Origin of the sequence: Arthrobacter sp. 18067 (assembly GCF_902706295.1) — a bacterium.
Lineage (GTDB): Bacteria > Actinomycetota > Actinomycetes > Actinomycetales > Micrococcaceae > Arthrobacter.
The window spans coordinates 409,073-431,946 of sequence record NZ_CACSJJ010000001.1 but is presented as its reverse complement, the minus strand read 5'-3'; the positions used below and the strand labels follow the sequence as shown (position 1 = coordinate 431,946).

Here is a 22,874-nt window from a genome sequence, read left to right as displayed (position 1 = left end):
ATGACCCAGGCTGCAGCAACCGCGGTCCCGGACAGTCAACCCGGACCAGCCATCCGCGTCCGGGAACTCCGCAAGGACTTCGGACCGGTCACCGCACTTCACGGAATCGATCTTGAGGTAGCCCCCGGCGAACTCACGGTCCTGCTGGGACTTTCCGGCTCTGGCAAATCGACCCTCCTCCGATGCTTGAATGGCCTGAATCCCATCACCGCCGGCGAGGCCACAGTCCTGGGTCAGCCGGTCCATGGGATGACCAGCCGCGAGATGCGCAAGCTGCGCTCCAGAATCGGTTTCATCTTCCAGCATTTCAACCTGGTGGGCAGATTGACGTGCTTGGAGAACGTGCTGATCGGAGCGTCCGGACGGATATCCGGGCCTCGCTACGGAATCCTCAGCTACTCCCGTGCCCAGCGGCGTGAGGCGCTGACACATCTTTCGAGGGTGGGGTTGGGGCAGCATGCCTTCCAAAGGGCAGATTCCCTGTCCGGTGGGCAGCAGCAGCGCGTGGCGATTGCCCGGGCACTTATGCAAAAACCGGAGCTGATCCTGGCTGATGAGCCAGTAGCATCGCTGGACCCCGAGAACGCCGCCAACGTCATGGACCTGCTGTTCCAGATCTGCCTCGAGAAGCGAATCACGGTCCTCTGCACGCTGCACCAGGTGGACCTGGCAATGCACTGGGCCCACAGGATCGTGGGACTTCGCGACGGCGAAAAGGTCCTCGACTCCAGCACCGCCACCCTGTCCCGCGAAGACGTCCTGAACGTGTACAAGCAACTCCAGCCGGAGGCGGCCCCGGACGGAACCACTGCATGAAAACCGCCACCAAACCCGCAGCGGAACCATCGGAATCCCCAGGGAACCAGGCACCGGATTTCAACCACGCAGTCCGTCCGCCGTTCAGCCGGGAAAGATTTGTCCTCTGGATCGCGTTGGCGGCAATCGCCGGCCTGACTGTCCTCAGCGCCCGCCAGATCGACTTCGACCTGCGTGCGCTTGGCGGCGGATTCGACGACGTCGCCAACCTCCTGGAGCGCATGCTTCCCCCGGAGTTGGACAATCCCCCTCGTGTTGGGGAGCTCCTGGTGGAAACGCTGATGATGGCACTGCTGGGGACAGTGTTGGCCACCATCATTTCCATCCCGCTGGCCTTCCTTGCGGCCTCGAACACCACCCCTCATCCTGCCGTCCAGCACGCTGCCCGCATGGTCATCACCATGTGCAGGGCGATACCGGACCTGGTGTTCGCCGTGCTGTTTGTGCGGGCCTTGGGGATCGGCGTACTGCCCGGCATCCTGGCCCTGGGCCTGCACTCGGTAGGGATGATGGCCAAGCTGTTCGCGGATGCAATCGAGCAGATCGATGAAGGGCCCAGGGACGCAGTACGGGCCACCGGGGCCGGAAGGCTCACGGAGTTGGTTAGCGCAGTGCTGCCCCAGGTCATGCCGGCGTGGATCGGCACCTTCATCTACCGGGTGGACATCAACCTCCGGACCTCCGTGGTCCTTGGCTTCGTGGGCGCAGGAGGGATCGGCTTCGCACTGCAGGACGCCCTGCGCGGTCTGATGTACCAAAGTGCCATGGGCATCATCCTGGTCATTCTGCTGATCATCGCAGCCATGGAGTACCTTGCCGTCGGGTTGCGGCGGACCCTCCTGGATCCGGCGTCCGATGGCGCTGCAGCGCCCGCCATTCCCGGTCCCTCTGTTCGGCCACCCTGGACCAAGGGGCGGACGATTCGTGCCCTCTGCGCAGCGGCGACCCTTGCCGCCGTCGTGGTTTCCCTCATCCACCTGGGCATCGACCCCCTGGCCCCAATTAAACAGTTCACGGACCTCGTTACAGTCTTTGGCCGATTACTGCCGCCATCGGCGGAAGGCCTCGAGGGCGCGTTGCTGAAAGCAGTGGGCGAGACCCTGGCCATCGGCCTCGTGGCGACAGCATCCGGAGCGGCACTAGCAATTCCCTTCGGGGTCCTGGCCGCCCGGAATGTGTCTCCTTCCGGATTCATCTACCATTCGGCCAGGGCCGTCATCCTGGCCGTGCGCGCTATCCCCGAGCTGATTCTGGCGGTGATCTTTGTGGCGGCCATCGGACTGGGACCCATGGCCGGCGCGATGGCACTGGGCGTTGGAACCATCGGATTCCTCGGCAAGCTCGTGGCCGATTCGGTGGAAGAAATCTCCGGCGGCCCTCTCGAAGCGGTCCGTGCTGCTGGCGGCGGGTGGTGGGACGTGCTGTTCGCTGCCGTGATCCCACAGGCGTTGCCGCAGCTCACGGGGCATTGGCTCTACATGTTGGACGTGAACATCCGCACGTCAACGGTCTTGGGCATCGTTGGGGCTGGCGGCATCGGCTTCCTCCTTATGGAATCCGTCCGCACACTCAACTTCGACGTCGCCGGAAGCATCATCCTGATCATTTTCTTCATTGTCTTTGCGATCGAAAGGCTCTCTGCATGGATAAGCAGACTCTTCCGCTGACAGCTTCCGTCCAGGCCTGGACCGGCGGCAGCCACTTCCGTAACCTCACCGTGAACCTGCCTGCCCTGGCCCCGGGGGAGGCGCTGGCCACGGTTGACCTCGCTACGGTTTGCGGCTCCGACATCCACACGATTTCCGGACGCCGCACCGGACCCCATCCCAGCATTCTGGGCCACGAAGCTGTTGGCAGGATCGTCAGCCTGGGCGTTGGCGGGGCGCAGGACTTCCATGGCAGGGAGCTCCAGCCAGGTGACAGGGTGATCTGGAGCGTGACCGTCGCGTGCGGACGGTGCGACCGCTGCCGTGCGGGTGTCACCGCGAAATGCGTTGACCTGCTAAAGACCGGCCATGAACCACTTGACGGCGACTGGGGCCTGTCCGGGGGCTACGCATCCCATATCCATCTTCGCCAAGGCATCACGGTCGTTTCTGTCCCCGACAAGGTGAGCGACGCGGCGGCCGCACCAGTCGCCTGCGCCACCGCAACCGTGATGGCCGTGATGGAGGCCGCGGGTCCCCTCACCGGGAAACGTGTCCTCATCAGTGGCGCGGGAATGCTGGGAATTGTTGCCTGCGCCGTTGCTACGCACCGTGGCGCATCAGCCGTGCATGTCCGGGACATCAATCCCGATCGGCTCGCGTTGGCCTGGGAGTTCGGAGCGACCGACGCAGCCGCACCCAACACGGACCGCCCGGGACTTGCCGTGGACATCGCGGTGGACCTTTCCGGCGCGGCGAAGGCAGTGGAGTCCGCATTCGCATCCCTGGACATCGCAGGTCGGATGGTTTTGGCAGGCTCAGTCTCGCCCGGTCCGGCCGTGTCCCTGGACCCCGAACGCATGGTCCGGTCCCTACTGAGCGTCACCGGCGTCCACAACTACGAGCCCAAACATTTGCAAGAAGCCATGGATTTCGTCCATGAAACCCGGGAGAGCTACCAGTGGGACGCGCTGGTTGAGGAACCCCGCGCGCTCGCAGAGCTGCCCCTCCTGATGCAGCCGCCCACCGGGCGATCACTCAGAAAATCCGTAATCCCCACCTTAGGAACAACAAGGAGAACATCATGACCACCCACAAATCAGTAGGGCGACGGGGCTTCCTTGGGGGAGGCCTCGCCACAGCCGGGTTGACCATCGCGGCGACCGTCCCGGCGTCGATCCCGGCGCAAGCTGCCTCAGGCACTCCGATCCGCGCGGCAGTGTTGGAGTTCAACGACCCCTGGACCAAAGCAACCGGCCTGGGGGAGCTGCTGCGCCGGGCCGGGGCAACCGTGATCACCCTCGATCCCAGCCTGCCCGCCACATCGCAGGGGGTCGACCTCATCGCTTTCGGGACGTTCACTAACAACGCGCCCACCTATCTTGACTATGTTGCAGCGCAATCGGGGTCGCTGCGTGACTTCGTCGCAGCCGGTGGCGTGCTGTTGGACATGGCGCAGTCAGACCAATACTCACCTAAAGCGACCTACTTGCCGGGGCCACTGAGCGCTACCCGCGCCGATCCGGACCACGACGCCATCTATGCGATGGCCCCGGAACACCCGCTCGTCTCGGCGCTGAGGACGGGGATCGATGGCCGGGTCCTGAGTGATCGGACCTCGGCGATCCGTGTCAGCTGGGAGACGTTGGTTGATTGGGAGTCCATGCGGGTGCTGCTTTCCTGCGCTCCCGGTGGAAACCCAAAGCCTCCGGCACTCTTGGAGGGCGCGCATGGAAAGGGCCGGTTCCTGGTCACCAGCCTGACCATCGATAAGTGCTTCAATGCGGCAGGTGCCGCTATCCAGCCGGCCGCCGCCGTCGCGGATAGCGAAGGCTTCTTTGCCGCACTGTCCAAGTATGTGGCGGCCGTCAAGGCGGGAACAGCTCCGGCAGTGGTGCCAACGCCGAAGCCCAAGGACCCTGCCGCCGGCCCTATGGTGGGTCACACCACGGATCGGACCACGCGGATTTGGCTGCGCCCGGGGCGGGACCACCACCACCTTCCGCGGTGGGAGTGCACGGTCCGCAACCAGAAGGGCAAAGCAGAACGCGTGCAGGCCACCCTCACCAGTGCGAACGATCACAGCATGATCTTCGAAGTGGACAAGCTGCACGCCGAGACGAGGTACACGTTCTCAATCGTTCCTGTCACAGGCGATCCGGAGTTCACCCCACTGATCGGTGCTTTCACCACTGCCCCGTCGGATAACTCCAAGGCCAAGGTGGTCATGGGTGTGGGGTCGTGTGCCCCGTCAAGCTCGGACGCGGTCTGGGATCGGATTCTCGCAGAGGGCTGCGATAGCTTCGTTTTCATGGGAGACACCCCGTACATCGACTCTGTAGACCTGCAGTTCGCCCGGCAACGTCACCGCGAATTCCTCCAAGTTCCCGAGCTGGCACGGCTGGTCCGTTCCATTCCGACCTGGGGCACCTGGGACGATCACGACTTTGCGTTCAACGCCAGCCTGGGAGATGTGAAAGGCAAGGTCAGCACCCGGTCGGCATTCGTCGACTACCGTGCCAACGCCAGCTACGGTCACACCGCTGCCGGGGAACAGCAAACCAGGCGCGACGCCGGCGAAGGCGTCTACACGTCCTTCCGGCGCGGACCCGTGGAAGTTTTCCTCCTGGATCCCCGGTGGTTCAGCCGCACCGAGGCGAGCTGGGCCGACGTCGGACAGCCAACCTGCCTCGGCGCGACGCAGTGGCAGTGGTTCCAGAAGTCGCTGCGCTCCAGCGACGCCACGTTCAAACTGGTGGTCAGCGGAATGATTTGGGATGACAAGCAGAACGCGGAATCCGACGATTGGGGTACGTTCCCGCACGAACGCGAGGCGATGTTTGATTTCATCAAGGACGAAAAGATTCCCGGCGTCGTCTTGCTCAGCGGCGATATCCACGTGTCCCGCGCCTTGAACTATGGCCCCCGTGTCGGATACGACCTCTGGCAGTGGATCGTCAGCCCGCTGCACGATCGCACCATCGCGAGCCTCAATGTGCCGCATCCTGCGCTGGTGCACAGCGCCGTTGAGCCGAACGTCTTCGCCCGGATCGAGGCTGACACCACTGTGAAGCCCGCAACCCTGAAGGCAACGTGGATCAACCGTGCCGGCGAACGGATCTTCGAGGTGGCCACGACGTCCACGCAACTCGGGCACCGCCACTAGCTAGGAGCGGCCTCGCATGTAACACCACGGCACGGCATACCCCCTCGTCAGGAGGTGAGGTGATCAGGGCTGTTGTTGTGGTCTGGTTGGTTGAAGGTGAGGCCGAGCAGGGCGTTTTCGGTGACTTCGGGTAGTGCGGGGTGGATCCAGTATTGGTTGGCAGCGAATTGGCGTACGTCAAGGTCGAAGGCCAGGACGGTGATCATTTGCTGGATCAGGGTTGATGCTTGGGGGCCCATGTAGTGGGCGCCGACGAGTTTGCCAGTGTCTTTGTCGGCGACGAGTTTGCAGATCCCGGTGGTGTCTTCCAAGGCCCAGCCGTAGGCGACGTCCCCGTAGCTCTGGACCTTGGTTGTCACGTTATGGCCGTGTTCGCGGGCCTGGGCTTCGGTCATGCCGACGGTGGCGATCTGGGGATGGGTGAAGGTGGCGGCGGGGACGTGGTCGTGTGGCATTCTCTGCATGTTTTCCGGGTTGAGCAGGTTGTGTCGCACGGCGCGCATCTCGGCGTTGGCGACGTGTTTGAGCATGTACGGCGATGAGACGTCCCCGAGAGCCCAGACACCTGCAGCGGAGGTTGACCGGCCGTACTCATCGACCTTGATGCGCCCGGCGCCTATCGTCTCGATCCCGCCGGCGGGCAGGCCCAACAGGTCCCCGTTAGGGATGCGCCCGGTGGCCACCAGCAGTACCTCCCCGGTGGCGGTGGAGCCGTCGTCGAGCCGGACGGTTATGCCCTGGTCTGTCTGAACGGCGCCGACGGGGGTCCGGCCGGACCGGATATCGAAGCGTTCGGCGGCCAGGTTGTTGAACGGGCCGTGCAGGTCTTGGTCGAGGTTCCGCAGGAGCGTGGAGCGGGCGATGATCGTGACGTCCGTGCCAAGGGCGTCGAAGACGTGGGCGAACTCCATGGCGATGGAGCCACCGCCGATGACTACCAGGGATTTGGGTAGTTGCGGGAGCCGCATGATGTCTTCATTGGTGTGGTACCGCACGCCCGAGGCGGCGATGGCCTCGGGAATGACGGGCCGGGAGCCCGCGGCGACGACGACCCGGTCACCGGAGATGGTTCGTGGGTGGACCCCCTGGCCGGTGCGCAACGTGCGTTCTCCGACGAAGACGGCGTGCTGGTCGTAGACGTCGATGTTTGGGGTCTTTGGGCCGCGGCGATATTCTTCACCGGCAGCGGAGATGGCGTCGACGCGGTTCTCGAAGATGCGGCTCACCATGCCCGGCCAGTCGACGGAGTTGACCTCGGCCTCCAAGCCCAGCCTTCCGGACTCCGCGGTCTGCAGGGCGACGTCGGCGGTGTGCACGTACATCTTCGTGGGGATGCAGCCTACGTTTAGGCATGTCCCGCCGAAGGAAGCCTTCTCAATGATGGCGATCGATTGGTCCTCGAACTCAGGCCCGGGAATGGAGTTTCCGGATCCGGTGCCGATGATGACCAAGTCGTAGTGCCGGTCTACGGCAGTCTTGCTGGCAGGGGTCTGCACGTGGGTGGTCCTCACTCTGGGGTCTTCTCCACCCTACTGAACCCGTGGGGCGTGTTCTGAATCACACGCAGACCCATCCTTTCGGCGAGCAGTCTCGAATGTCCTGTGACCCCAACCCTTGGGGTGCCAACATCACACTCGTGTGTATGAGGAGATTTTTCAATGAATAAGACACTCCGCTATATGGCAGTACCAACCCTTGCTGTGGGCGCGCTTGCCCTTTTCGGTTCTCCGGCCATGGCTGCTGACAATTCCTACCAGGCAACCCTCGGCCAGATTAATGGCAGCGCCGGCGCCGCCAACATCACAGTCGATGTCACTGGCAACCAAGCCCACGTTGTCCTGAATGTTTCAGGCATGCCGGCGACCTTCATGGACGCCCCGTACCCGCACGTTCAGCACATTCACGGTGGCGCCTTGGGCGTATGCCCGGATCCGTCGGCTGACAAAGACGGCGATCAGGTCATCTCCACTACCGAGGGCGCCCCTTCCTACGGTGGAATTGTCACTACCCTCTCCACCAGCGGTGACACCAGCCCGGCAGCCGGCCTGGATTTGAAGGTAGGCGGGCAGGGTGCGGCCTACACCGTTGACCGCACGTTTGAGCTGAACACCGAGACGAAGGCAGCCCTGGAAGCCGGTACTGCTGTGGTGGTGGTTCACGGTCTTGACCCCGCTACGCTCAGCGCAGCCGGACAGGCAGCCAAGTCCGATCTTGCCCCCACGCTTCCACTGGCAGCAACATCGCCGGCCCTGTGTGGAACGTTGAAGGCAGGGCAGATGAAGATGCCGGCGGGTGGCGCTGCTACGGGCGTCACACAAGAAGCAAGTAACGACGCAGGAACCATCGCTCTGGGCGGGGGACTGGCATTGGTGGCACTTGCCGGTGGCGCCTATGTGGTGCGCCGTCGCCGCAACACCGGATCCGAAGCCAAAGCCTAAACGGAGCGGATCAGCACCGTGACAACCACGAAATCCACCTACCGCGGACGGTTCCTTGCGGCCGTGGTGGGTGGACTTCTGTTCCTTACCGGCTGTGCCGCGGGAAACCCTGGTGAAGCCACTCCCACGACGAGCAGTCCGCCAACCACGGCAGCAACGCCTGCACCTTCGACCGTGCCAATGCCACCACCTGCGGCCGCGGCGCTTACCTCTCCGGAGGAGCCCCTCCCGGCCATGCAGCCGGCATCCGCACCCGTCACCCTGACCATCCCTTCGATCGGTGTCAGAACCGAACTGTTGCACCTGGGTTTGGAGGAGAACGGATCGCTCAAGGTGCCCCAGGACACCGGCCAGGGAGCGCCTGCAAGCTGGTACGACGGTTCCCCAGCACCAGGAGAAACGGGGCCGGCGGTAATGCTTGGACACGTCAACGCACTCGGCGGAAACAAGGGTGTCTTCGCAGACCTTCAAAAACTCCGGGACGGCGAGCAGATCACCGTGATCAGGAGCGACTCCAGCACAGCCCTCTTCACGGTTTACCGCGCCGCACGCTACAGCAAAAGCGATTTCCCCACGTTCGAGGTCTACGGCAACACTGCCGGATCCGAACTGCGCCTGATCACGTGCGACGGTTACAACTCCGCCACCGGAGAATTCGACGACAACTACGTCGTTTACGCGAAACTCGCCGTCTAACCACGGACAACGCCCTCAAGGGGACAGTTGAAGGATGGACACGACATGAACAAACGCCACCCCTTGGCAGGACTGGCCCTGACCTTCCTGCTGCTCTCCGGCTGTGCAGCAAATGCTGGACCCGAAAGCCAAGGTATTCCAAGCGCCGGCACTGTGCCGTCCCCCACGAGCGAAGCCGGCCACGCTAACGGACATGGTCAAAGCACCCCCAAAAAGGGAACCGCGGCTGCTGACGGCCCTACCGAGGCATCCCTAATGGTCTGCGGAGACCAACCAATGGACCGGCTCGTGTCCATCCTGAAACTGGACTCCAAGCCCAACACCGTGACCAGCTGGGCCGACAACACCTTCACCTGCACGTACCTCTTAGATGGAGGCGCCCTGAAAATCTCTGTCAAGGAAGCAGAGGACCAGAAGGCCGCGCTGGAACACTTCTCCGTGGAACAGGCCTTGGCAAAAGATGCCAAGCCCATCGAGGGCCTCGCAAATCTAGGCTTCCCCGCCTACGAGACCGCAGACGGTTCGGCCGTCTTCCAAAAGGACAGCTTCGTCCTGCACGTGGACGCCTCAGCCCTGCCCGACACCATCGGGCCGGAGAACATCACCCGGAACGCCTTGGCCTACCAACTCTCCACCACGATCCTGGCCTGCTGGATTGAACACCCTTAGTCCTCGGACAGGGGCGGGTGGAATCTCTTCACGGAAGGGGCCATGCCAGGTGCCTTAAGTCCGGTGGTGGAGGAAGAACCTCATTCACACCTCGGACCGCTGGCAGGCCACATCCCCTGGCCGAAACGGCGGCCACGTGCGTTGGTGTGACGGGAACGGGGTATACATCGAGTCCGTGCACCAGAGGTTGAACCGGGCAAACGGCTCGAAGAGCGTTGGATCCGTCCTCGGCTGCAACCAGCTGGGCGGCGGACGGCGGGATGCTGAGGCCCAGCCCAGCTGCTTTAAGGACTGCTTCTTTGGCAACCCACTGACGCATCCTTGACGGCACGTCCGTCTTATCCAAAACGGCCGTCGTCCGGGGATCAAGAACGTAGTTGTCAAAGCCGTCGAAGAGCCCTGGCGGGACGCGTTCAACATCTGCCCCAACGCTGGCCGAAGCCGGTCCCACTGCCGCCATCACCATACCGTGGCTCCGGGACAGGCTCAGCGACATTCCAGGCAGGACCGTCCGCCCGTGGTCGGTGCTGCCACAGCCCGGGCACCGCCGTGTGATGTTCAACGCCGGGGCAGCCAGCGGGTCCAGCCCCAACTGGTGCGCGGCCAGAAGTCGAAGGAGAACATGTGAGGCCGCATAATCCTGGCCATCCGCCACGTTTCGGTACCGTCGTCGGGCCGCCTTCTCGTCCTGGGACAGGAAGCGGTCCAAGCCGCCGACGCCGGAACACGCCGATTCGACGACGGCGGATGGCAGGATCAAATATCCGACGCCGAGGGTCCTGGCCTGGGTGGTCACAGCTTGCTGATGCGGCGGTACTTTGCGATGGCCAGCGGCGCGAACACTGCGATGACAACAAGGCTGCACATGACGGCGTACAACAGGGCATTGTCGGCCGGCCATCCGCCGGGCGCAATGAAACCGGACGGCGCGGTGTTTCCGAAGAGCTCACGCACGGCGGTGGCCACCGAGGTCACGGGGTTCCACTCGGCTATGGTCCGCAGGGGACCCGGGAGGGAAGCCGTGGAGACGAAGGCACCTGACACGAAGGTGACCGGGAACAGCCACACCAGACCAAGGCTCTGCGCTACTTCCACGCTGCGGGCCGTCAGTGCGATCAATGCCCCGATCCAGGACACTGCGAAGGCGAACAGCAGCAAAATGCCCAGTGCTGCCAGCAACTGAAGAGCTCCGGTGTTCATCCGCCAGCCAACTGCCAAGCCGCAGAGCAAGGTCACCGCTACGGAAATGACACTGGTGTAAAGATCCGAGGTGGTGCGCCCCAGAATGACAGCCACGCGTGACATGGGCAGAGACCGGAACCGATCGATCAGCCCCAATTGCAGGTCCTTGGCCAGATACACCGCCGTAAACGAGGCATTGAACGTGAGGGTCTGGGCCAGGATGCCACCAATGAGGAAGCTGCGATATTGGTCGCCGCCCAACGATCCGCCGAAAACGAAGCCCAGAAGAAGGACGAACATGACCGGCTGCACGATTCCTGTGACCAGTGCGCCAGGGGTGCGGAGAACGTTGAGCAGGTTGCGGTGGGCAATGACGGAGCTGTCCCTGACAGCAGCGGTGATGACGCTCATGCGGGTACCCCTTCTTTGCTGTCGTTCTTTCGTTTTTCGGTCAGCGCGCTGCCTCCGGTGAGCTGGAGGAAGACGTCATCCAGGGTGGGGCGACGCAGGGATGCCTCGGTGACTGACACGGATCGAGCATCCAGTTCAGCCAACACCCGGACCAGCACGCTGTGGCCTCCGGGAGCGGCTACCGAAACCCTGAGCGCGGCCGGGTCCACTTCTGGGGTTGCCAACCCTGAGGTGGCCACCGCCAACACCGAGGCGGCAGCTTGCAGATCGGATCCATCACGCACGGTGATGTCCACACGTTCGGAGCCGGCGCGGTCCTTGAGCTGGGTGGCGGTGCCCTCGGCGATCACGCTCCCATGGTTGATGACGGCAATGTGATCTGCCAGCCTGTCTGCTTCTTCGAGGTACTGGGTGGTTAGGAGCACAGTGGTTCCTTCTGAGACGAGGCCAGCCACCACGTCCCAGGTGTCCAACCGGCCACGCGGGTCCAGGCCGGTGGTGGGTTCGTCCAGCACCACCACTTTGGGCCTGGCCACCACAGCCCCGGCAAGGTCCAGGCGCCGCCGCATGCCACCGGAGAACGTCCCGGCCCGCTTTCCGCTCACGTCTGTAAGGCGAAAATCGGCCAGCAATTCGTGGGCCCGGGCTGTGGCATTCTGGCGGTTCATGCCGTATAAACGCCCCACCATGTGGAGGTTCTCAAACGCCGTGAGCTTCTCATCCACGGCGGCGTATTGCCCGGACAAGCCCAGATTGCGTCGTACCAGTTCAGGCGCCCTCAGGACGGAGTGTCCGGCAACCCAGGCATCCCCTGAATCCGGTGCCAGCAGGGTGGTGAGGACCTTGACCGTGGTGGTCTTGCCGGAGCCGTTGGGCCCCAACAGCCCCAACACTGTCCCCTCGGCGGCATTGAGCGTCAGGCCGTCGAGGGCCCTGAAGGCACCAAAGGATTTGCGGACATTGTCTACCCGGATCACTGGCTGGCGGCAAGTTCGGCAACCCTGCGGGGAGCCATGTCTGTCCACGTCTGCGACACATAATCCAAGCAGGCTTCGCGGCTGTCCGGGCCGAACATGGCAACCCACCCCTTGGGAGTTTGCGCGAACGAGGGCCACAGTGAATGTTGCTGGTATTCGTTCACCAGGACGGAGAAGGTTGCTGAAGTGTCATCAAACGGGTTCGTCACGAGGATTGACCTTTCGGGTTGTTCCGGCGTTAACAGTGCCCCGGGTTCCGAGGCGTTGTAGGTCATTCGGACTCACCCCCCAAGCTGGATGGCCAATGCCGGCATGATTGTGGCGAGAGCTGTGTCACTTAACATCCGGGAGTGCCTGTCCGGCACCTCGACGTCGGTGATGCTCCCGGTAATGAAGGGCTCCCAGGCTTCGGCTCCCGGTGTTCCAGCAGGAACGTCGGCAATCGCACGGAAAAGCAACAGTTCGCCGTCGAAAACCGCAGGCTTTTGTTCCCGGATCAGACGTGCCAGCACCGGGAAGTTTTCCACCATGGCTTCCACTGCATCCAGCGGAACCGTGCCCAGCGGATTGTGGTTCCGGCGCAGGATCTCCTGGGCGCGGACTGCATCAAGTCCCACGGTGTCGGCGTCGTCAAGTGCATAGCCCTGCGCCTCCAAGTACGCGGCCCATATACCGGAACCGTTTCCGACGTCGTCGTTGTTCTCCTCGGTCCCGGGAAACGCGTCGAGGATGGTCAGAGACGCAACCTTTTCACCGAGTTCCTGGAGCCTTGTTGCCAACCGGTGGACCAAGTGGCCGCCAAAAGACCAGCCCAGAAGATGATAGGGGCCGGAGGGCTGAACGCTGCGGATACTGTCGATGTAGGCATCCGCCAGTTCCGTGAGGCTGACAGCAGTCACGGGATGGGTTGCACCCGGCTCCATCCCCGGCATCTGGAGTCCAATCAGAGGCCGCTCAGGATCCAAAGAACCAAGCATCGAGGCAAATCCCCACGCTATCCCCGACGCTGGATGGACCGCGAACAGGGGCGCCTTGGTTCCGGTGGTGCGCAAAGGCAGTATCTGCCGCAAAGTCTCCGCTGCGTTTTCCTCCACGCCGCGGGAAGCCTCCCGAAGCAGCCCCTCAACTGTTGGAGACCGGAACAGCGACTGGACCTGCAGGGACGTACCCAACGCTGCATTGATCCTGGCTATCAACGGTTGCGCCAGGAACGAATGCCCGCCCAACTCGAAGAATGATTCGTCCACTCCCGCCCTGTCCAGTGACAAGACATCGGCAAAGATCGCAGCCACGGTTTGCTCACGCGGCGTCCGGGGGACTTTGCCGGATGTGCGGGAGGCGCTTGCGGCGTCCGGCAACCCTGCAGTGTCTACTTTGCCGTGTTGCGTCAGTGGAATCTCGGCGATGGTGACCACAGCCGAAGGCACCATATAGTCCGGCAGCAAATTGCGAAGGTGCGAGCGAACTCCCTCGGCAAACGCGGCTGCCTCGTCAGAAGCATCAACCACGGTACCGTCTACCGGGACCACCCAGGCCACCAGGCGCATACTGTCACCGGACGGTACTGCCCTGACCACGGCCGCCTTGACATCCGAGGCGCCAGCGGCCGCCTGTTCGATCTCACCGGGTTCCACACGGAAACCACGGATCTTGACTTGCTGGTCGTTCCGTCCAGAGAAAACGATGCTCCCGTCAGCATGCCGCACCACGAGGTCGCCAGTGCGGTACATCCGCCCACCATCAGAGCTGAACGGATCCGCAACGAAGCGTTCGGCAGTGAGCCCTGGCTGGCCGCGGTAACCGTTAGCCAGTTGGCGACCTGCGATGTACAGCTCGCCGGGAACCCCCGGAAGAGCCGGCCGCAAAAGGGCGTCGAGGGCATACAGCCTGGTCCCTGAGGTCGGTGCTCCCAGTACCGGGGCAGCGTAATCCCGGACGCGGGCCACCAGGGTATCCACCGCTGCCTCAGTGGGGCCGTAGAGGTTCCATGCGGTCACGTTCTCTTTGCCTGACAGCTCATCCCAGAGGGTGGCGTCGAAAGCTTCGCCACCCAAGGCGAGGTTGAATCCGGATTCCGGCGCTGCGCCAACACCATCCAGCATCCTGGTGAATGCGGGTTCCTTAAGAAGCTGCCGCGCGTAACCGGGTGTTGTTTCCCACACACTGATCCGATGGTCTTCGAGGTAACCAGCCAAGGCTGCAGGATCTCGCCGGATGGCGTCGTCCACCAGGTGGAGCCGATGACCAGAAATCATCCAGAGAATGGGATCCCACGAAGCGTCGAAGCCGACTCCGGTGGTGTGGACCACGTTCTGCTGGACTCCGGTGATGGCGGGATCGAGCCCAGCGAAGAGCGTCTCCCGATGGGATTCCAGCAGGGCACCCAAGGCGCCATGGCTAACTTCCACGCCCTTGGGCCTGCCCGTGGAACCCGAGGTAAACATCACGTAGGCGAGGTCCCGGCCTGCCGGTTGGCGTTCCTGCAGTTCCCGGGCTGAGTCGAGCCCTTGGCCGGAATTCAACCCTTCGCCGTGTGAATGCCCAAGGAGTTCGGGCATCATCACCAGGCGCGGAACCTCACGCGCAGGGTTCCGGGCTGCCACCCTGGACAGCAGCGCCGCCATGCGTTCGGCGACCAGCCCGGAGGTGACAACCACAGAGGGCGCGGCATCTTCCAGGATCGCCACCACTCTGTCGTCGGGATACTCGGTATCAATCGGGTTGTAGACCGCGCCTGTGGCAATCACGCCCAACAAGCTCTGGATGGTTCCCGCGGACCGTGGCAGGAACACTGAGACGACATCGCCCGCGGCGACCCCCTGCTGCTCCAGCCCGGAGGCCAGGACTGCCACCGAAGAGGCCAGCTCCGCAAACGTCTGCTCATCGCGCCCGGTTACCAGCGCCACAGAGTCCGGAACTGACATGACGGTCGCGGCGAAGGCGGCCAGGACGCCGTCGGCCGCGTCCGTTTGATGCCCGACGGCGGAACGTCGTCCCGCTGTGAGCGCCTCCAACGCGGCAGCCTCCTCAGGGTCAATCAACGTCAGCTCTGCTAAGGGCGTATCCGGGTTGGAGGTGCCGCGCTCCACGAAACGCACCAAAGTGGTCACCAAACGTTCAATGGTGGCTTCCTGGAACATTGCTGCGTTGTACTCCAGCGTTGCCGAAAGCCCCGTGGTGCCCGGGCGGAAGGTGAAGGAGAGATCGAACTTGGCTTCCCCGGAACCGCTGCCGGGCAACGGCCGGACAACGGCGCCGGGGAGTTCCGGAACGGCCGCGGCGGAGTTGTCCACGGTGAGCATGGTTTGGAACAACGGGTGCCGCCCTAGTTCACGTTCAGGATTCAGCGCTTCCACCAACCGCTCGAAAGGGACGTCGTCATGATCGAAGGCGGCCAGGACGCTGGTCCGGGCACGGTTTACCATGGCCTGCAAGGAGGGATGGCCGGCAGCACTGATCCGTAGCGGCAAGGTGTTGACGAAGAAGCCCACCAGCTCTTCCAGCACCGGATCAGACCGTCCGGCTGTTGGGGAGCCAATGACCACGTCATCGCCGGCACCAAGGCGGTGCAAGAAGCCGGCGAGTACGCCGTGGAGCGTCATGAACAGGCTCGCGTTCGAGCGGGCTGCGACGGAGTTCAGGGCCTCGAGGGCTGCGGCACTGAGATGGAAGCTGTGTTGCTTGCCCGGCTGACGTGTCTCCCTGGGACGGCGCTGATCGGCAGGGAGGTTGAGCTCCGTGGGTATTCCTGAGAGGGCCTCCCGCCAGTCATCAATTTTCCGTGTGGACGTGCCGTCTTTGCCCAGTTCCTCCTGCTGCCACGCGCTGAAGTCTGCATAGTGGATGGCCAGCGGGGCGCGGCTGCTGGTTGTTCCCTTGAGCGCGGCGGCGTAGGCCTCCGAAAGGTCACGGGCCAGCGGCGCGAGGGACGCGCCGTCGCTGGCGATGTGATGCAGCACTAACTGAAGCACCCATACCGAAGCCTCTCCGTAGCCACGGCGCAGCAGGACGGCGCGCAGGGGAAGATCGAGGGTTACGTCGAAGCCCTGGCCTTCCTCCTGGGCCAGGATGCTTGATTCCTCCTCTTCAGAATGCACCGGGATGATCCGCAGGAGGCCCCGGGCCTCCTCTGCCGGACGGATCTTTTGGTGCGGTGTGCCTGCTGTTGCAGGGTAGCTCGTTCTGAGAATTTGGTGCCGGGCCACCAAAGCGTCGATGGCGGTGGAAAGGGCATTTTCGTCCACCTCGCCCTCCAGCTCTGCAGCCAGGGAGATGTTGTAGTCCGCCGAACCTGGATCCAGCTGGTTGAGGAACCACATACGTTGCTGGGCGAAGGAGAGCGCGGGTTGCTCCGGACGGGCTGTACCGCGTGTGGCAATCCACTCCGAAAGTGCGGTTGCCCCAGCCTGAGGCGAGTCATCAGCGTCAAGTTCCATGCCGCCGTCGTGCGTTGAATCGTGCGGCCGTTCGGACGCGACCGCCGCCAGCAAAGCGGCTGGAGTGGGTAGGTCGAAGAGCGCCCGCAACGGAAGTGTTGTGCCGAACGCTTCCCGGATCTTGCCCATGATGGTGATTGCCAAGAGGGAATGACCTCCCATGAGGAAGAAGTCGTCGTCCATGGCAACGCTGTCCAGCCCAAGAACCTCAGCGAAAATACCGGCAATGACATGTTCTTCGGGCGTTGCCGGAGCTGTCCCGCTGCCCGCGCCGGCGGCCGCGGGCGCCGGGAGGGCTGCGCGGTCCAGCTTGCCGTGCGAGGTTAGAGGCAGCGCCGGGATGGACATGAAGACGGCGGGCACCATGTAGTCAGGGAGTAGTTCAGCAGCACGTGTTCTGAGTTCAGCTAGGTCCACGTCGCCAACAACGTACGCGATGATCCTCTGGGCAGGCTTGCCATCCGGCACCGCAGCGATCTGCCGTACCTGGGGGTGGCTGGCCAGTGCCGACTCCACTTCACCCAATTCGATCCGGAATCCGCGCACTTTCACTTGGTCATCACTCCGGGCGAGGAACTCCAGCACGCCGTTGGCGTCCCGCCTCACGACGTCGCCCGTACGGTACATGCGGGAACCGTCCGATGTGAAGGGATTCGCCACGAAACGCGATGCGGTCTCGTCAAAGCGCTGGTCGTATCCTTGCGCCATTCCCGCGCCCGCCAAATACAGTTCCCCGGGAACTCCCACCGGGACAGGCTGTAAGTAGGCATCCAACACCATGGCCGACGTATTGCCGGCCGGCCGCCCAATTATTGGCCTGCTTCCCTCGATATCCGCCGTGACAGAGTCAACGGTGAATTCCGTAGGGCCATAGAAATTCAGGGCTCGAACTGAAGGATCGGCGGCCAGGCGTTCCCACAGGGCGCCTGAGACTGCTTCACCGCCGAGAATCAGGATCAGCGGTTGTTCGCGCTGGTGCTCCAACAGGCCGTACTGCAGCAATTGCGTGGCAAACGACGGTGTGGTCTCCAGAACGTTGATGCCGTGGTCGAGGCAGTAACGGGTGAGGCTTTCGGCGTCGCCCCGTTCTTCATCAGCCACCAGGTGCAGCTCGGCACCGGCAACCATCCAGAGCATGGGATCCCAGGCAGCATCAAATCCGAGGCCTGCAATGTGCGCCACGGCCACGGGCTGATCCGCGGCGGCCGCGAGGCGAGGGGCAAACAGGGTGCGGTGGTGGTGCGCGTAAAGGTTGGCCAAAGCGCCATGCGTTACCGCAACACCCTTGGGCCGTCCGGTGGAACCCGAGGTGTACAAAACATAGGCAAGGTCATGTGCGTTTGGCGCGCGATCCGCCTGGTCGCCGGCTGCGGCCGTTGCGCCGCTGGCCAGGAGGCCGGCCAGGGTCACCGCTTTGTCCGGTTCGACGCCGGCGGTCGAGTCGGCGTCGACCATCACCACTGAGGGGGTGCTGTCCTCCAGGATCATCCGGATCCGTTGCTTCGGATAGGAGAGGTCAAGGGGGATATAGACGGCACCTGCCGCGAGCACGGCCAAGGCGGCAGCGGCGACGTCGGCTGATCGCTGGATAGCGACCGCCACCCGGTCACCGGGGCGTACACCGTGAACGCTGAGGCCGTTCGCGATGGTCCTTACCCGCTTCTCAAGCTGGGCGAAGGTCCAGGAAGACCCTGCAACACCCGTCCCGGCCGCCACCGCAATCTGTGACGCCCGCAGGGTGGCCGTCTCTGAGAACGCGTCCAGGATGGTGGCCCACTGGACGTCCTGCTCGGTGGCGACGCCGCTGGCCAGCACAGTTGCGTGGTCGGCTGGGCTCTGTATCCGCAGCCGGTCCAGGCTCACGCCGGAGTCCGTGGCGAACTGCCCGGCAACCAGTGCAAAACCTGCTGCCAGCCGCTCCACCGTGCTGCGTGTGAACAGGGACGGGTTGTAGGCGAGGGATCCGGCCATAACGTCACCGTCCCGTTCGGCAAGGTCCAGGAGCAGGTCGAACTTCGCACCACCCGGCTCCCTTCCCAAGTCCGCCGATGCCTCCACACCGTCCATGGCCAGCACAGCGTCAGGGGTGTTTTGCAGCGTCAGCATCACTTGGAACAACGGGTGGCGGTGGCGTGATCGCGTCGGATTGAGTTGCTCCACCACGCGTTCAAACGGGGCATCCTGATTTCCGTAGGCGTGCAGGTTGGTGTAGCGGACGCTCTCCACCAGCTCAGCGGCTGTGGGATTCCCGGACGTATTGGTCCGCAGCACCAGGGTGTTGACGAAGAAGCCCACCAGTTCGTTCAGTTGAGTATCCGTCCGCCCGGCAACCGGCGTGCCGAGCGGGATGTCCTCGCCCGCACCAGACTTCGTCAGCAGCGCCGCCAGGGCGGCCTGCAGCACCATGAAAAGACTCGCGTTGTGCGTCTTCGCTAATGCCTTCAAACCCGAGGAAGTCACGGCGTCCAGTTCCAAGGGAATCGACGACGCCGGGAGGTCGCCTTCACGGGTTCCGCGTGGGAAGTCGTAGGGCAGCTGCAGCTCCTCGGGAGAACCCTTGAGTTCGCGTGCCCAGAATTCCAACTGACGCGAAATCGGGCTCGATGGGTCATCTTCCTGCCCCAAGGCCTCGCGTTGCCACAGGGTGTAGTCGGCGTACTGGATGGGCAGGTTGACGGCCGGTGAAGCTGCTCCGCGAAGCCGCGCAGTGTATGCCTGGGAGAGGTCCCGGGCGAGCGGTGCCAGGGACCAGCCGTCCGCGGCAACATGGTGCAGCGTGATGGCCAGGACATGGTGGTCCGGTGCGAGTTGGAACAGGACTGTCCGGACTGGAAGTTCGCTGGTGATGTCAAAGCCACGCTGTGTCTCTGCCCGCAGTGCGCGCTCCAGGTTGCCTGCGTCGCACTGGATGGCCAACAGTTTTGCGAGCGCTGCATCCGGGGGCAGGATTTCTTGGTGGGGTTCGCCCTCGGACCAAGGGAAGATGGTGCGAAGGGTCTCGTGCCGGGAGACGACGTCGGTCAGTGCTCCTTCCAAGGCATCCACCTCCAGATGACCTTTCAAGGTCAGGACGATCGGGATGTTGTAAGCGCCGGACTCGTGATCAAGCCGGTTCAGGAACCAGAGCCTGCGTTGCGCAAAGGATAGGGGGATCCTTTGGGGGCGGTTCTTCGCCCTGAGTTCAGGAATGGACGTTCCGTCGTGTTCCAAAGCCGCGGCGAGGCCGGCAACTGTAGGTTCCTCGAAGATCGTTCGCAGTGCCGGAGCCGAGCCCGTGGCGTCCCGCAGGAATGCCGCCAGCCGCGTGGCCAGGAGTGAGTGGCCGCCGAGGTCGAAGAAGTCGTCCTCACGTCCCACGGCTTCCAGGCCCAGGATCTCGCGGAACGCCTCTGACACCACACGCTCGGCGTGGGTGCGCGGCTCAGTGGTTGCTACTTGCGGTTCATGAGTTGGCAGTGCCTGGGTATCCAGTTTGCCGTTGGCGGTCAGCGGAATCGAATCAATGGTGAGAACCGCAGCGGGCACCATATAGTCGGGCAGCGTCCTGCGTGCCTCCTTGCGGATGGCGGATGAGTCCAGAGGCTGCGGGGCAGTCATTCCTTCGAACGTGCGGCTGTCTTCGAGCCCGGGCTCAGTGCCGGCGGGGGTGACGTAGGCGAGCAGTTGGTCGTAGCCCGCTTTGTTCTTTGTTACTGTCACTGCTGCTTGGGCCACCCCGGTGATGCCGCGCAGGACTGCCTCGATTTCGGCCAGTTCAATGCGGAAGCCCCGGATCTTGACCTGCTGGTCCATGCGGCCAAGGAACTGCAGGGTGCCGTCGTCCAATCGGCGCACTACATCTCCCGTGCGGTACATACGTGAGCCGTCCCCTACAAACGGATCAGCCACGAATTTCCCGGCGCTCAGTCCGGGTTGGTCCAGGTAGCCGCGTGCCAGGTTTGGGCCTGCGACGTACAGTTCTCCGATGGCGTTGGCAGGGACTGGGTTGAGGCCCGAGTCAAGGATGTAGTGCCGGCTGTTGGCTACGGATCCTCCCAGGGTGACATCCGTGCCGGGTTCCATCACCGCAGTGAGTGAATCCACCGTGGTTTCAGTGGGGCCATAGAAGTTGTAGGCCACTACGCCATCATGGGCCGCCAACTCGCGCCAGGTGGCCGGGTCCACGGCTTCGCCGCCCAGGGCCACAACAGAGGGATGGGCGTCCCGGTCGAAGAGTCCTCCGGCCAGCAGAGCCTTGGCGAACGAGGGCGTTGTTTCGATTGAGTCGATGAGTTCGTCCGCCAGGAACAGACTCAATGCCTCGGGGTCGCGACGGGTCTGGTTGTCCACCATGTGCAGCTCGTGCCCTGCCAGCAGCCACAGAATGGGATCCCAGGAGGCGTCGAAGGACAGCCCGGCCGTGTGGGCTACGCGCAGAGGCCGGCCGAGCCGTCTTTCCGCTGGATCAAAGATCCTGTCGCGGTGGGAGGTCAGCAGATTCAGGAGTGCCAAATGTTCCACGCCGACGCCCTTGGGTCTGCCAGTGGATCCCGAGGTGAATATGACGTAGGCAAGATCGTGCTGTCCAGCACTGGGAGGCAGGGGCGTGTGGTCCTGGCTTTCCAGTGCTGCCGTTGTCCCGGCGGAATCCAGGACAGTCACCGGGACCTTGGTCTGCGGCCTGCCTGGGTCACTGTCTTCGGCCAAGGCAGCTTGCGTGAGCAAGATGATCGGTTCCGCATCCTCCAGCATCCCCTCGACCCGGCCCGCAGGGTAGTCCGGGTCCAGTGGAACGTAGGCTGCTCCGGCCTTGAGGATGGCCAGGATGGCAACGGGAAGCAGGACGCTGCGGTCCAGTCGAACGGCCACGGTGCTGCCCGGCCCGGCCCCACGCCCGCGCAGGAATCGGGACAGCTGGTTGGAGCGGCGCTCCACCTCGGCGAAAGTCAGGCAACCGTCGGAAGCAACCACGGCGGTTCGTTCAGGAGCCGCTGTTGCCACTGATTGGAACTCCTCAACAACTGTGTGGCCTGGCAGGTCCACGGACTCGGCGTCTCCCTTGGCGAGAAGCGCCTGTTCTTCGTCCGTTGTAGTCACGGACAGGGCCGCCGTCGGATCTTCAGGACTGGCCAGAAGCGAGCCCAGCAGACGGACGAAACGCATCAGGTGTTCGTCCAGGCCTGCCTGGCTGTAGAGATCGGCGTTCGCCGCAAACTGAACCGTCACCTCGGCCCTGGGACCTTGCCACAGGCCATGAACGATGATCGACAAGTCATCAATGGGCCCGGTGGAGAGAATGTGCATGGCACCGGTTGCCTCGCCAAAGGAGATATTTTCGAGAACCGGAAGGATGTTGACCGAGGGGCCCGCATAGCCGTCTTGGCCGCTCAAGGACTCGAAGCGGGCGCGCTGGTGGATCAGGGCCCCACGCAGCTTTCCTCCCATCGTTGTCACCATGTCTTGGACGGTGGCCCCGGGAGTGATGTCCACTCTGACCGGGACAATGTTCGAGAGCATCGAGGGCGTGGACTTGGCCAGCCTTCCGCGTCGGGCCGTTACTGGCAATGCGAGGGATACATGTTGTTCCCCGGTCATCCTGTGCAGGTACAAGGACGCAGCAGTCAGAATCAACGCCGGGGCCGTGCCGGATGCTGACTCCAGTGCTTCTACAGCAGCCGGAGAGAGACTCCGGGCGGAGCGCAGAAGCGAGTCCGCCGTGCCCATGGGGCGGCCCGCCAATCCGGCGGGGACCGGGTTGCCTTCGAGTTCCCCTGCCCAGTAGGCCGCGTCTGTGGCTGCCGCGTCGGAGGACTGGTAGCTGTGGTCATCCGAGATCAATTCCGCGAACGGGGCAAAGTCGAGGCCCGCGGCGCAGCCCATATCTTCGGCAGCGCCGAGTGCCTCGTAAACTGCGGCGACGCGGCGCAGGACCACCACAGCGGAGTATCCATCGAGCAGCAAGTGGTGAACGCGCTGGTAGAAGAAGTGCCTGGTCCCGGTGATCCGGATGACCTCGGTGTGGAGCAGCCCGCCGTCTTCCACGCTGCGCGCTTGTGCCATGTCCGCGTCCATTAGTTCGCGTGCTGTGCGTTCGCGGACAGACTCGTCCCCGCACTCGCTGAGGTCGGTGAACTGCACGGCGGCCACTGCCGTTTTTGCGTACTGGTAGGGACCGTCGTCGTCTTCGCCGAACGCAAGGTTCAGAGCGGGCGTCTCCGCAACGGCCCGGGCCACAGCGGCCTCCAGCCGGGCAACGTCCAACGGGCCGGCGATCTCGATGAACTGTCCAATCTGATACATGGGGCTGCCGTGTGCCAGCTTTTGCGCGTACCAGATGCCTCGCTGGGCGGCCGTCAAACCCATCCGGGCTGGTGCCTGGTCCTCCGGAACGCCGGGCTGGTCAGGGGAAGCGGGGATAGGGGAGTTCATAATCCTTCTCTGCGGTGGGGAAGTGTGCG

Annotated in this window: 13 protein-coding genes; 7 read left to right on the top strand and 6 right to left on the bottom strand. The window is 63.6% G+C overall.

The window, feature by feature from the left end; translation table 11 throughout:
* Genes phnC through GVL04_RS01805 form a run of 4 tightly spaced genes read left to right on the top strand, consistent with a single transcriptional unit; the run spans window position 1 to window position 5,628 of the window.
* Entirely contained in the window at window positions 1–816 is an 816-nt protein-coding gene (gene phnC / locus GVL04_RS01820) for a phosphonate ABC transporter ATP-binding protein (RefSeq protein WP_159699083.1), read from the top strand.
* Entirely contained in the window at window positions 813–2,483 is a 1,671-nt protein-coding gene (phnE, locus tag GVL04_RS01815; protein WP_159698637.1) for a phosphonate ABC transporter, permease protein PhnE, read from the top strand. The genes phnC and phnE overlap by 4 nt, the downstream gene beginning before the upstream one ends.
* The gene (locus tag GVL04_RS01810; protein ID WP_159698634.1) at window positions 2,459–3,550 is read left to right on the top strand and encodes a zinc-binding dehydrogenase; all 1,092 of its coding nucleotides are present in this window, start codon (window positions 2,459–2,461) and stop codon (window positions 3,548–3,550) included. Before phnE ends, GVL04_RS01810 begins: the two co-directional genes overlap by 25 nt.
* Window positions 3,547–5,628, top strand: a complete 2,082-nt coding sequence (locus GVL04_RS01805) for an alkaline phosphatase (RefSeq protein ID WP_159698631.1) — start codon at window positions 3,547–3,549, stop codon at window positions 5,626–5,628. Before GVL04_RS01810 ends, GVL04_RS01805 begins: the two co-directional genes overlap by 4 nt.
* Before the next feature lie 47 nt (window positions 5,629–5,675).
* Here the strand turns inward: GVL04_RS01805 and mtr are convergent, their stop codons facing one another.
* Window positions 5,676–7,124 (bottom strand): mycothione reductase, encoded by a 1,449-nt coding sequence (mtr, locus tag GVL04_RS01800; RefSeq protein ID WP_159698628.1) that lies wholly within the window; start codon window positions 7,122–7,124, stop codon window positions 5,676–5,678.
* 162 nt (window positions 7,125–7,286) lie between these two features.
* Between mtr and GVL04_RS01795 the strand changes: the two genes are divergently transcribed.
* Genes GVL04_RS01795 through GVL04_RS01785 form a run of 3 tightly spaced genes read left to right on the top strand, consistent with a single transcriptional unit; the run spans window position 7,287 to window position 9,431 of the window.
* Window positions 7,287–8,066: a hypothetical protein gene (locus tag GVL04_RS01795; protein ID WP_024820858.1), complete on the top strand. Its 780-nt coding sequence runs from the start codon at window positions 7,287–7,289 to the stop codon at window positions 8,064–8,066.
* Between the two features lie 18 nt (window positions 8,067–8,084).
* On the top strand, window positions 8,085–8,762 hold the full coding sequence (locus GVL04_RS01790; RefSeq protein ID WP_159698625.1) for a sortase: 678 nt from the start codon (window positions 8,085–8,087) through the stop codon (window positions 8,760–8,762).
* Window positions 8,763–8,807: 45 nt separating this feature from the next.
* On the top strand, window positions 8,808–9,431 hold the full coding sequence (locus tag GVL04_RS01785; RefSeq protein WP_159698622.1) for a hypothetical protein: 624 nt from the start codon (window positions 8,808–8,810) through the stop codon (window positions 9,429–9,431).
* Between the two features lie 28 nt (window positions 9,432–9,459).
* Here GVL04_RS01785 and GVL04_RS01780 read toward each other — a convergent pair whose 3' ends face one another.
* The 5 genes from GVL04_RS01780 to GVL04_RS01760 form a co-directional block, all read right to left on the bottom strand.
* Window positions 9,460–10,227, bottom strand: a complete 768-nt coding sequence (locus GVL04_RS01780; RefSeq protein WP_159698619.1) for a 4'-phosphopantetheinyl transferase superfamily protein — start codon at window positions 10,225–10,227, stop codon at window positions 9,460–9,462.
* Entirely contained in the window at window positions 10,224–11,024 is an 801-nt protein-coding gene (locus GVL04_RS01775; protein WP_159698616.1) for an ABC transporter permease, read from the bottom strand. Before GVL04_RS01775 ends, GVL04_RS01780 begins: the two co-directional genes overlap by 4 nt.
* Window positions 11,021–12,001, bottom strand: coding sequence for an ATP-binding cassette domain-containing protein (locus GVL04_RS01770; RefSeq protein WP_159698613.1), 981 nt, complete (start codon window positions 11,999–12,001; stop codon window positions 11,021–11,023). Before GVL04_RS01770 ends, GVL04_RS01775 begins: the two co-directional genes overlap by 4 nt.
* Window positions 11,998–12,210 carry an MbtH family protein gene (locus tag GVL04_RS01765; protein WP_024820864.1) on the bottom strand — a complete coding sequence of 71 codons (213 nt, stop codon included), beginning with the start codon at window positions 12,208–12,210 and terminating at the stop codon, window positions 11,998–12,000. Before GVL04_RS01765 ends, GVL04_RS01770 begins: the two co-directional genes overlap by 4 nt.
* A gap of 72 nt (window positions 12,211–12,282) precedes the next feature.
* On the bottom strand, window positions 12,283–22,845 hold the full coding sequence (locus GVL04_RS01760; protein ID WP_159698610.1) for a non-ribosomal peptide synthetase: 10,563 nt from the start codon (window positions 22,843–22,845) through the stop codon (window positions 12,283–12,285).
* Window positions 22,846–22,874: the final 29 nt, after the last annotated feature.

Excerpts from the sequence above, each read along its gene's own strand:
- phnE (WP_159698637.1), top strand. The coding sequence starts at position 813 with ATGAAAACCGCCACCAAACCCGCAGCGGAACCATCGGAATCCCCAGGG.
- GVL04_RS01805 (WP_159698631.1), top strand. The coding sequence starts at position 3,547 with ATGACCACCCACAAATCAGTAGGGCGACGGGGCTTCCTTGGGGGAGGC.
- GVL04_RS01775 (WP_159698616.1), bottom strand. The coding sequence starts at position 11,024 with ATGAGCGTCATCACCGCTGCTGTCAGGGACAGCTCCGTCATTGCCCAC.
- GVL04_RS01785 (WP_159698622.1), top strand. The coding sequence starts at position 8,808 with ATGAACAAACGCCACCCCTTGGCAGGACTGGCCCTGACCTTCCTGCTG.
- GVL04_RS01795 (WP_024820858.1), top strand. The coding sequence starts at position 7,287 with ATGAATAAGACACTCCGCTATATGGCAGTACCAACCCTTGCTGTGGGC.
- GVL04_RS01810 (WP_159698634.1), top strand. The coding sequence starts at position 2,459 with ATGGATAAGCAGACTCTTCCGCTGACAGCTTCCGTCCAGGCCTGGACC.
- GVL04_RS01760 (WP_159698610.1), bottom strand. The coding sequence starts at position 22,845 with ATGAACTCCCCTATCCCCGCTTCCCCTGACCAGCCCGGCGTTCCGGAG.
- phnC (WP_159699083.1), top strand. The coding sequence starts at position 1 with ATGACCCAGGCTGCAGCAACCGCGGTCCCGGACAGTCAACCCGGACCA.